Annotated in this window: 4 protein-coding genes; 1 reads left to right on the forward strand and 3 read right to left on the reverse strand. The window is 62.2% G+C overall.

Features of this window, described 5'->3' with window-relative positions; translation table 11 throughout:
• Positions 1-44: 44 nt before the first annotated feature.
• Positions 45-2,630, reverse strand: coding sequence for an EAL domain-containing protein (locus MJ643_RS15310; RefSeq protein ID WP_013973905.1), 2,586 nt, complete (start codon positions 2,628-2,630; stop codon positions 45-47).
• A 51-nt stretch (positions 2,631-2,681) separates the two neighbouring features.
• Positions 2,682-3,755 carry a diguanylate cyclase gene (locus tag MJ643_RS15315; protein ID WP_024087634.1) on the reverse strand — a complete coding sequence of 358 codons (1,074 nt, stop codon included), beginning with the start codon at positions 3,753-3,755 and terminating at the stop codon, positions 2,682-2,684.
• 130 nt (positions 3,756-3,885) lie between these two features.
• Between MJ643_RS15315 and MJ643_RS15320 the strand changes: the two genes are divergently transcribed.
• Positions 3,886-4,977, forward strand: a complete 1,092-nt coding sequence (locus tag MJ643_RS15320) for an MBL fold metallo-hydrolase (protein WP_013973903.1) — start codon at positions 3,886-3,888, stop codon at positions 4,975-4,977.
• A gap of 3 nt (positions 4,978-4,980) precedes the next feature.
• Here MJ643_RS15320 and MJ643_RS15325 read toward each other — a convergent pair whose 3' ends face one another.
• Positions 4,981-5,877, reverse strand: a complete 897-nt coding sequence (locus tag MJ643_RS15325; protein WP_013973902.1) for a formate/nitrite transporter family protein — start codon at positions 5,875-5,877, stop codon at positions 4,981-4,983.
• Positions 5,878-6,144 lie beyond the last annotated feature (267 nt).

A 6,144-nucleotide genomic window follows, 5' to 3' on the forward strand; every position in this document is an offset into this window, starting at 1 on the left:
GGTGTGCAAGTATCAAACCTGCACTAGACAGTTACCTCCACGCGCTACAGGTAGGGCGCCGAGCGCTGGGATGCCTGCTGCATCAACGCCTCGAGCCCCGCACTGTCCAGCGGTCGGCTCAAGTAATAGCCCTGCACTTCATGGCAACGGTCCTTCTGCAGTGCCCTGAGCTGCTGCTCGCTTTCCACTCCTTCGGCCGTCACCGTCAGCCCCATCGCTTCGCCCAGGTTGATGATGGCCTGGACCACGGCGCGGTCGCTGCCAGCGGTGTTGTTCAGCCCGCCGATGAAGCGTTTGTCGATCTTGATGCTGTCGAACGGGTAGGTGCGCAAGTAGCCCAGCGACGAGTAGCCGGTGCCGAAGTCGTCCATGTTCAGGCGAACGCCCAGCTCTTTGAGCGACAGCATTGTGCCCAGTGCGCCTTCGATGTCATTGAGCATCACGTTCTCGGTAATTTCCAGCTCCAGGCGCTGTGCGGGGAAAGCGGTTTCCAGCAGGATCTCGCGTACATCCGCCACCACATCGCTGCGCTGGAACTGCGCAGGTGACAGGTTCACGGAGACCAGAACATCGGCGGGCCAGTCATGGGCAGTGCGGCAGGCTTCGCGCAACACCCAGCGGCCCAGCGCGACAATGATGTCACTCTGTTCGGCCAAGGGGATGAAGGTGTCCGGCCCCAGCAACCCTTCCTGCGGATGCTGCCAGCGCAGCAAGGCCTCGACTGCGACGATGCGCAGGTCGCTGAGGCGGTAGCGCGGCTGGTAGTGCAGCTCGAATTCCTGGTTGCGCAGGGCTCGCCGCATGTCGTTCTCCAGTTGGCGGCGGTACTGGATCTGCTGGTTCATTTCGGCAGCGAAATAGCGCCAGGTGCTCTTGCCGTCGGCCTTGGCCTGGTACAGGGCGATATCGGCGCAGCGGATCAGCTCGCCGGCATCGAAGCCCTGGGTACGGGTCTGGGCGACTCCGATGCTGGCGCCAACATGGAGGGTCTGGCTATCGAAGGCGATCGGTTGCTGCAGCAGGCTGATCAGGCGCGCACAGAAACGGTCGATCTCGCTGCGGTTGTCCATGCCGCTGAGCACCAGGAGGAACTCGTCGCCGCCCAAACGCGCGACCAGGTCGCCGTCGCGGGTAGTGTCGCGCAGGCGGTTCGCTACCTCCTGCAGCACCGCGTCACCGGCGGCATGGCCGAGAGAGTCGTTGATCGGCTTGAAGTTGTCCAGGTCCAGCAGCAGCAAGGTCAGTGGTGGCGAGTCGCTCCCACGTAACAGCGCCTGTTCCAGGTGGCGGGCTAGCTTGTTGCGGTTGGCCAGGCCGGTCAGCGGGTCGTGCAGCGACAGGTGCTGGATGCGTGCATGGGCATCGACTTCGTCGGTGATGTCACTGGCGGTGCCACGAAAACCGACGGGCTTGTCGTCGTACCAGATGGCGCGGGCCGAAATGCGGCAGTAGCGGTTCTGGCCATTCTGGTCGCGGTAGGTGCAGCGCAGGTTGGCCAGCTGTTGCGGGTCGGCCGCGGCCAGGGCATCCAGCCACGGCGAGAGCGGCGTGGTATCGCAGGCCAGCAACTGATTGAGCGGGTGGCCGAGCCAGTCGTCCACAGGGTAACCGGTAACGTTGACAAAACGTTGTGACAGATAGGTGAGGCGTTGCTGCCGATCGGTTTCCCAGATCCAGTCGGATGCCGACTCAGCCACCGCGCGAAAACGCTGTTCGCTGGCCTCCAGAGCCTGGTTGCTCTGCTGAAGGTGGGCGAGCGTGAGGTCGATCGCGCGCGAACTGCGCAAGGCATGACGGAACAGGTAGAGCATGACCAGGCCAAGTATCAGCAAGGCTCCCGACAGCGGGGGCAACACAGCACGCAGCAACTGGTGCCCTGGCAGCGGGCTGCTCCAGGACAGGTGGTAGCCGGTATCGCCGAGGTCGATGCGCAGGTGGCCGTGCTCGCCCACATCATTTTTCTCCACGTGCATACCGCTCAGGCCGGCACCGCTGCTCAGTTGCGCCAGCTTGTCCTCGGTGAGCTGGTCGACAAACAGCATTACCGGCGCCTGGCTGACCTCGCTCTCGGTGACATCCCGGTCCGGGCGCACCGCCGCAGCACTGAGCACGGCCGGCCAACCGTTGAACAGGACGAAACGGGTGATCTGTTCACGGGGGATGGCCGCTGCCCGGGCCTGGTCGATGATTGGCTGCAGCGCTGCATCGATATAGGTATTGGCCGCCGCCTGGGTAGGCTGGCCTCTGAACAAGGCGTAGGTGGTGCGTGCGTCCTCCACCACGAACACTCCCTCATAGCCGCTGGCGCTGTACAGCGACTCGCCCACGTTCTTTTCTTCGTAGGCCCATTTCCAGTCGGCCTGCCCCGCCAGGTGTTCGAAGGCAGCATCCCATACGGCGTAGCTGGACAGGAATTGGCGCGATGCGAGCAACCGTTGCTCCAGCGCCTTGGATGCCTGCGAGGCGCTGCGCTGGCGCTCCTGATGGTCAAGAGTACCCGCGATATTGAACAGGGCGCCGACGATGACCAGGCAAGCCAGGCCGAAAACTGCGCTGAAGCCGGCAATCAAGCGACGCACCTGGAAGCGCGGGGTGGGGCTGGCGGTTGGAAGGTTGGCGGTCCTGGCCATGCGCGAGCGGCTCCTTCAGACAGCCTCCCGCCAGTTAGTCAGGAAGGAGGTTCAATCAGGATAGGCCAGCCTGAGCGTTGCAGCGTCGCTGCGGGCAAAATTGACCTGGTCGCGCCCGGCATGCTTGGCGGTATACAGCGCTTTGTCCGCCTGCTCGAGCCAGTGCTCGGGTGACTCCAGGTCGGCCTCGAATGCCGAAAGGCCGATGCTCAGGCTGATGCGCAGGTGCGGCAACTGCGGGTTGCGGTAGCTGGCGACCCGCTCGCGCAGGCGCTCCATGGCCAGGCACGCTTCGGCTTCGCTGGTATCCGGCAAGATCACGCAGAATTCGTCACCGCCGTAGCGCCCGGCCTGGTCGCCTTCGCGCAGGCTGTGCCGCAGCTCGGCGCCGAGTTGGCGCAGCACACAGTCGCCGACAACGTGACCGAACGTGTCGTTGATGGTCTTGAAGTGGTCGATGTCGATCAGGGCAATCACCGCGTGCCCCTTTTGCTGCTGGCAGGCCTGGAACTTCAGCAGCAGCAGGTCTTTCCAGGCACCGTGGTTGAGCAGGCCGGTCAGGCTGTCGGTGAGGCTCAGTGTACTCAGTCGGCGCTTGTGGTCGGCCAGCTTGATCGCCAGCTGGTAGCAGACCCAGCCCAGCGCCAGTGGGTAGAGCGTCAGCATCGGCAGGCAGGCATAGACCTGCAGGGGCGTGGCGTTCAGTTGCAGGCCAGGGCCCAGCAACAATATGGCGACGAGCATGCCGCCCAACTGGGCCAGCATCCCGCGAACGACCATGCGTTTGCCGCCGGCGGCGACGTTGTTCATGGTCATCATCGAAAGCACGGTCACACTGGGCAATGGATTGAAATGCATGGCGGCGGTCCAGAACCCACCCATCAAGGAGTCCAGAACCAGGTTGCGCTGTTCTGCCTGGTAGGGCGTGGCCGAACGGGCTGCCCACAGGTAGGCCACATGTGGCCACAAGAGGCCATTGAACAGTACCAGCAGCCATGCCCAGGTGGGCGGTGACAGCGGCGCCATGGCGGCCATGACACTGAACAGGCCGATTCCCAGGCCGATGACCCGCGGCAGGTAGATGCGTTTGGCGAATGAAAGTCCTTTGCCGCTGCGTTTATCCATCTTGATCATCGTTCTTCCGCTGAAGCACCGTTTATCGCATAACTTGCATGAATATTGTTGAACAGTGTTTCATCGACGAAAAATGACCTTACAAGCCAATTCATGGTTGATCCGATCACTGTGGGGTAGCATGAAGGCTTTCCTGTTGCTCGGAGTGTTGCTGATGGTCCCTTTGGCCAACCCCGCCGGCGAGCCGGCGCCACAGCGGGAAGGGCGTTTTCACAACCAGGCGTCGTTGCCACAGGATGGCGTATTGAAGAAGCTGCGCATCGGGCTCAAGTACCTGTTCCTGCGCAAACCGCCGCAAACCCGGCCGGCCACACCGGTCAGTCTCCAGCCCATGACCCGTCAGCAGGTGCTCGATGCGCCCGACCGAAGCCTTTGGCGCCTGGGCCATTCCACGGTATTGCTCAAGCTGCGTGGGCGCTTCTTTATTACCGACCCGGTATTCGCCGAGCGTGCCTCGCCAGTGCAGTGGGCCGGCCCGCTGCGTTTCCATGCGCCACCCTTGGCATTGGACCAATTGCCGCCATTGGCTGCGGTGGTACTGTCCCACGATCACTTCGATCATCTGGACGAACAGGCGATTCGCCAACTTGCACCGCGAACAAGTGTGTTCCTGGCCCCACTGGGCGTAGGCAACTTGCTGATTACCTGGGGCGTGGCACCGGCAAAGGTGCGGCAGCTGGACTGGTGGCAGGAAAGCGAGGTCGAGGGCGTACGCTTTGTCGCCACCCCGGCTCAGCACTTTTCCGGGCGTGGGCTGCTGGACAGCAACCGGACCTTGTGGGCGTCGTGGGTGATCGTCGACGAGGATGTGCGGGTATTCTTCAGTGGCGATACCGGCTACTTCGATGGGTTCAAGCAGATTGGCGAGCGCTTCGGGCCGTTCGACCTGACCTTGATCGAGACCGGGGCCTACAACGTCGCCTGGCCCGATGTGCACATGCAGCCGGAGCAGAGTCTGCAGGCCCATCTGGATTTACGCGGGCGTTGGCTGTTACCGATTCACAACGGCACTTTCGACCTGTCCAACCATGGTTGGCAGGAACCGTTCGAACGCATCCTGGCGCTGGCCAACCAGGCACAAGTGCGCCTGAGCACCCCGCAGATGGGGGAGCGGGTCAGCCTTGACTCTCCGCACGCCGGGCAGAACTGGTGGCAGCCACGGCCTGTGCGTCAGCGCGGCCAGGCAAACGAGCGCGTTGTAGCGGCACGCTGAGGTTCATTTGTTGCCGTTGTTGCGGCGCGGGGAGGGTGGCTGGTCCTCGTTCAGTAGCCGTGAGGGCGGTTTGCCGCTGTCGCTGCGCACCTGTGCATGGCTGATCAATCCGAAGATGAAACTGCCGCCGATGATGTTGCCCGCCAGTGTCGGCAGGGCGAACTCCAGCCAGAAACTGCTCCAGGTTTCATCGCCGGCCCAGACCAGATAGGACACCTCGACCGAGCCGACCACTATATGGGTGAAGTCGCCCAGGGCCATCAGATAGGTGATCATCAGGATGATCCAGATCTTGGCATGTTCCATCGACGGGATCATCCAGACCATGGTGGCGATCATCCACCCCGATACGATGCCTTTGGCGAACATCTGGCTGACATCGTTTTTCATGACCTTGCGGCCAACCTCCAGGAAGGCCACGTCGGTCTTGCTGTCGAAGATCGGCAGCTCCAGCATTACCCAGGCCACCAGCAAGGTGCCGGCGAGGTTGCCAAGCAGTACCACGCTCCAAAGGCGCAGCAGGCGCCCGAAGTTGGCCAGGGTGGGGGCCGTCATTACCGGCAACACGGCGGTCAGGGTGTTTTCGGTGAACAACTGCTGACGCGCCAGTATCACTGCAAGGAAGCCTGCGCTATAGCCGATGCTGGCGATAACCTGGGCACTGTCCCCCTCCGGCAGGCGTGCGTAGAACAGCCCCATGGCCATGAGCGACAACCCCATGGACAAGCCTGCGGCCAGAGCCGACCACCACAGTGCGGCGAGTGTTCGTTCCAGTTCCTGGTCGCCCTGGTAACGAATGATCTCGTGCAGCACTGCCGCGCGGGGCGGTTGGTTAAGGCTGACTTCCTGCTCCTCGTTCGCCGACAGGCCCGGGGTTTTCTCGCTTTGCGCATCGCTCATGGCCGCTACGCTCCGTTGGGTGGTGTTTCTCTACAGATTCGCGGCGCTTTCATTAGTTGCCGACGAAGGTAAAACGCTGGCAGAAAGTTTTTTCAGATCAAGGTGTTGACTCTGATCTCAAAGCGCGTATTATTCGCCTCCTCGCAGCGTTGAACGCTTCGAGGCAAGCGGTAAGTTGTTGAAGTTGAAGGGTTTCGAAAGAAATCGGTTGTAAAAAACTTCAAAATAAACGCTTGACAGCAAATGAGGGAAGCGTAGAATGCGCGC

It is taken from the genome of Pseudomonas sp. PNPG3, assembly GCF_023093815.1.
Lineage (GTDB): Bacteria > Pseudomonadota > Gammaproteobacteria > Pseudomonadales > Pseudomonadaceae > Aquipseudomonas > Aquipseudomonas asiatica.

Excerpts from the sequence above, each read along its gene's own strand:
- MJ643_RS15310 (WP_013973905.1), bottom strand. The coding sequence starts at position 2,630 with ATGGCCAGGACCGCCAACCTTCCAACCGCCAGCCCCACCCCGCGCTTC.
- MJ643_RS15315 (WP_024087634.1), bottom strand. The coding sequence starts at position 3,755 with ATGGATAAACGCAGCGGCAAAGGACTTTCATTCGCCAAACGCATCTAC.
- MJ643_RS15320 (WP_013973903.1), top strand. The coding sequence starts at position 3,886 with ATGAAGGCTTTCCTGTTGCTCGGAGTGTTGCTGATGGTCCCTTTGGCC.
- MJ643_RS15325 (WP_013973902.1), bottom strand. The coding sequence starts at position 5,877 with ATGAGCGATGCGCAAAGCGAGAAAACCCCGGGCCTGTCGGCGAACGAG.